Origin of the sequence: Streptomyces sp. AcH 505 (genome assembly GCF_000818175.1) — a bacterium.
Taxonomy (GTDB): domain Bacteria; phylum Actinomycetota; class Actinomycetes; order Streptomycetales; family Streptomycetaceae; genus Streptomyces.
Genome location: NZ_JTIY01000002.1, coordinates 370,446 through 374,437, shown reverse-complemented (window position 1 = coordinate 374,437; position 3,992 = coordinate 370,446). Strand labels below are relative to the sequence as shown.

At 72.7% G+C, this 3,992-nt stretch carries 3 protein-coding genes and 2 pseudogenes; 4 read left to right on the top strand and 1 reads right to left on the bottom strand.

What is annotated here, in order from left to right; translation table 11 throughout:
* Together HY68_RS45730 and HY68_RS31795 are read left to right on the top strand one after the other, a co-directional pair.
* Positions 1-265, top strand: a pseudogene (locus HY68_RS45730) (PTS fructose transporter subunit IIA); the annotation flags it as partial.
* A gap of 324 nt (positions 266-589) precedes the next feature.
* Positions 590-2,152 carry an SDR family oxidoreductase gene (locus HY68_RS31795; protein WP_041998306.1) on the top strand — a complete coding sequence of 521 codons (1,563 nt, stop codon included), beginning with the start codon at positions 590-592 and terminating at the stop codon, positions 2,150-2,152.
* Between the two features lie 36 nt (positions 2,153-2,188).
* On the opposite strand, the gene HY68_RS31790 is transcribed toward HY68_RS31795, so the two are convergent.
* Positions 2,189-2,593 carry a BlaI/MecI/CopY family transcriptional regulator gene (locus tag HY68_RS31790; RefSeq protein WP_041998304.1) on the bottom strand — a complete coding sequence of 135 codons (405 nt, stop codon included), beginning with the start codon at positions 2,591-2,593 and terminating at the stop codon, positions 2,189-2,191.
* Positions 2,594-2,696: 103 nt separating this feature from the next.
* Between HY68_RS31790 and HY68_RS31785 the strand changes: the two genes are divergently transcribed.
* Both HY68_RS31785 and HY68_RS44295 read left to right on the top strand, forming a co-directional pair.
* Positions 2,697-3,272 carry a TerD family protein gene (locus HY68_RS31785; RefSeq protein WP_041998302.1) on the top strand — a complete coding sequence of 192 codons (576 nt, stop codon included), beginning with the start codon at positions 2,697-2,699 and terminating at the stop codon, positions 3,270-3,272.
* 216 nt (positions 3,273-3,488) lie between these two features.
* A pseudogene (locus tag HY68_RS44295) lies at positions 3,489-3,992 on the top strand (ABC transporter substrate-binding protein); the annotation flags it as partial.

Here is a 3,992-nt window from a genome sequence, read left to right as displayed (position 1 = left end):
CGGTACGAGTTCGGAGCTGATCGCGGCGGCTGCCGCAGAGGTGGACAGGGGCTCGGGCGTGGCCCTGCTGGTCGACCTGGGCAGCGCCGTCCTGACGGTCAAGACGCTGCTGATCGACGGCGACGAACTCCCCGACGGCGCCCGCCTGATCGACGCGCCGTTCGTGGAGGGCGCGGTGGCCGCCGTGGTGACGGCGTCGGCGGGCGGCGACCTGGACGCCGTGGAGGCTGCGGCAGCCGAGGCGTACTCGTACCGCAAGACGTAGGAAGGCTCCGCGACGAGCTGCCGTCCGCGCTCGGGGCGGGCCGCGCGCGGAGGCCGTGAGCCCTGCGGGCAGCACGCCGGACGGCAGGCTCGTACGCGTTCGCAGCTGATCGCGACGGCTGCCGCCGAGGTGGACACGGGCTCGGGCGTCGCCCAGCCGGCCGTCCTGGGCAACGCCGCGGGGGCGCGCGGCGCCCACCGCGCGCCGGACGGGACCGGGCGGACGGGCCGCAGCCCGTCAGCCCGCAGCACCATGGGCCCGCGGGACATGGCTTGATCTCCTCCTCGTCTTGCTCATCAGGCGTCGCAGGCACAGGCTCGACCCATGGACCGCGAGACGACAGATGCGAACGACGGCCGGGCGCTGCGGTGCCTGGTGACCGGGGCCACCGGGTACATCGGCGGGCGGCTGGTGCCCGAGCTGCTGGACGCCGGGCACCAGGTGCGCTGTCTGGCGCGCCGGCCGCACACGCTGCGCGACCATCCCTGGATCGACCGCGCCGAGGTGGTACGCGGCGACGTCACCGACGCCGAGTCGGTCGGCGAGGCGCTGCGCGGCATCGACGTGGCGTACTACCTGGTGCACGCGCTGGGCGGCGGCCGGGACTTCGCCGCCACCGACCGGCACGCCGCGCAGGTCTTCGCCGAGCAGGCGCGCGCCCAGGGGGTGCGGCGCATCGTCTTCCTCGGGGCGCTCACCCCCGCCGGGGTGCCGGAGGCCGAGCTGTCGCCGCATCTTCGCTCGCGTACCGAGGTGGGCCGGATCCTGCTGGACTCCGGCGTGCCGACGGCGGTCCTGCGGGCCGCCGTCATCATCGGGTCGGGTTCGGCGTCGTTCGAGATGCTGCGGTACCTGACCGAGCGGCTGCCGGTGATGGTCACCCCGAGCTGGGTGCACACCACCATTCAGCCGATCGCCGTCCGCGATGTGCTGCGCTATCTGGTCGGCTGCGCCGCGCTTCCGGCCGATGTCAACCGCACGTTCGACATCGGCGGCCCCGACGTGCTGACGTACCTCGACATGATGCGGCGCTACGCCGCTGTGGCCGGGCTGCCCCGGCGGCTGATCCTGCCTGTGCCGCTGCTGACGCCCCGGCTGTCCAGCCACTGGGTGGGGCTGGTCACGCCGGTGCCCCGGTCGATCGCCCGGCCGCTGGTGGAGTCGCTGCGCCATGAGGTCGTCTGTCACGAGCGGGACATCGCCCGGTACGTGCCGGATCCGCCGCAGGGTCTCTCCACCTTCGACCGGGCGGTCGAGCTGGCGCTTCGGCGTATCCAGGACGCCGACGTGTCGACCCGCTGGTCGTCCGCCTCGGTGGCGGGCGCGCCGAGCGATCCGCTGCCGACGGATCCCGACTGGGCGGGCGGCAGTCTGTACACGGACCGGCGGCAGCGGGTGGTGGACGCTCCCCCGGAGGCGCTGTGGCGGGTCATCGAGGGGATCGGCGGGGAGAACGGCTGGTACTCGTTCCGGCAGGCGTGGGTGGTGCGGGGCTGGCTCGACCGGCTCGTCGGGGGTGTCGGACTGCGGCGCGGCCGGCGGGACGCGCGGCGGCTGCGGGTCGGTGACGCGCTGGACTTCTGGCGGGTCGAGGAGATCGAGCAGGGCAGGCTGCTGCGGCTGCGGGCCGAGATGCGGCTGCCCGGTCTTGCCTGGCTGGAGCTGCGGGCCGACCCGGAGGGCGAAGGGCAGGCGGTCTTCCGGCAGCGGGCGCTGTTCCATCCGCAGGGGCTGCTGGGACACGCGTACTGGTGGAGCGTGTGGCCGTTCCACTCGGCGGTGTTCGGCGGTATGGCGCGCAACATCACGGGAGCGGCCCACGCGGCGGCCCAGGTGACCCCGCCCGGCCGGTCCGATCCGGGTCCTGTCACCGTCACGAAGCGGTGACGCGAGGCCCCACGCCACGCAGCCCCGAGCGAGCCCTTACGTGCTGTCGCCGCGCCGGTCGGTCCTGCGGGACAGCAGGTCCCGCAGCAGCCCCTCGTCGGCCGGCCCGAGTCCGGTGACGAAGCTGGTGAGGACGGCCGCCCGGTCCCCCGCGCTCTCCAGCACCTTGCGCATCCGCAGCGCCGCGAGGCCGGCCTCGTCCAGGGCCGCGCGCCATTCGAAGGCGCGGCCCGACCGCTGTCTGGTGACGGCGTGCTTGGCGTAGAGCCTGGTCAGGATGGTCATCACCGTCGTGTAGGCGAGGTCGTCGCCGAGCCGGTGCCGCACCCAGTCGGCCGTCGCGGGTCCCGGCGCCTGGCGCAGCGCCGCGAGCACCAGCGACTCCAGTTCGCCCCTGCCGCGTCTGCGGGGGCCGCCGTGCGTACCGCCGTACTCCCCCAACGCCGTCTCCCTCCGCCACGCTCGTCGGCCGCTCACCGGCCGCTGACTTCTACAGTGTTGTAGATTTTGGTTACGGTCACCAGCGCACATCAGGAGGAGCAGCGTGGGAGTTTCCCTGTCCAAAGGCGGCAATGTCTCGCTCACCAAGGAGGCACCCGGACTGACGGCGGTACTGGTCGGGCTCGGCTGGGACGTACGGACGACGACCGGCACCGACTACGACCTGGACGCCAGCGCCCTGCTGGTCAACGAGGCCGGCAAGGTCGGCACCGACCAGAACTTCGTCTTCTACAACAACCTCAAGAGCCCCGACGGATCCGTCGAGCACACCGGTGACAACCTCACCGGCGAGGGCGAGGGCGACGACGAGGTGGTCAAGGTGAATCTCGCGGCCGTGCCCGCCGAGGTCAGCAAGATCGTCTTCCCCGTCTCGATCCATGACGCGGAAAGCCGTGGGCAGAGTTTCGGCCAGGTCCGCAACGCGTTCATCCGCGTCGTCAACCAGGACGGCGGCGCCGAACTGGCCCGCTACGACCTGAGCGAGGACGCGGCGACGGAGACCGCGATGGTCTTCGGCGAGCTGTACCGCAACGGCGCGGAGTGGAAGTTCCGCGCGGTCGGCCAGGGATATGCCAGTGGACTGTCCGGTATCGCGGCCGACTTCGGCGTAGGCGTCTGACCGTACGGTCGGACCGCCGGGTCTCCAGGCGTCACGTGGGGCACAGGGCAGCGGCCCTGTGCCCCACTGCCATGTCGTAGTGGCATCGAGCCACGCCGGGGCGTCCGTTGGAGTCCGGCCGGTCCCCGCTGGGCATGGAGTCAGTGGCGCCTACAGGCGCCGCCCGTGCGACACCCGACCCACAGCACCGGGGACCCGAGCGGAACGAGGCGAGGCATGCAGCCGCAGCACACCTGGGAGTTCACCGACGACCGAGGTCATCTGACCACGGCAGCCGCAAGACCGGAGCGGGTGGTCGCCTACATACAGGCGGCAGCGACGCTCTGGGACCACGGTCTGCGCCCCTTGGGCATCTTCGGTTCGCACCATGACGGCGACACCCCCGACGCGGCCAAGGCGGGTGAGCTGCCGCTGTCCGAGGTACGGAACTTCGGCGCGGGCAGCGGTATCGACCTGGACGGGCTGGTCGCCGCCGGGCCAGGTCTTGTGGTGGCCGTCAGCTACGGCGGCGGACAGATCTACGGCATCGATCCGGAGGCGGCCAAGCATCTGGAGGAGCAGGTCCCCGTCGTCGTCCTGGACGTGGGCAAGGACCGCACGCTCGCCGCGATCCGCGACCGGTTCGGCGAGCTGGCTTCGGCCCTGGGTGCTCCCCGGGAGCCGGCCGTCGCCGAGCTGGCGGCCGCCGAGGACCGGCTGCGGTCGCTGACGGCGGCCGGC

Excerpts from the sequence above, each read along its gene's own strand:
- HY68_RS31795 (WP_041998306.1), top strand. The coding sequence starts at position 590 with ATGGACCGCGAGACGACAGATGCGAACGACGGCCGGGCGCTGCGGTGC.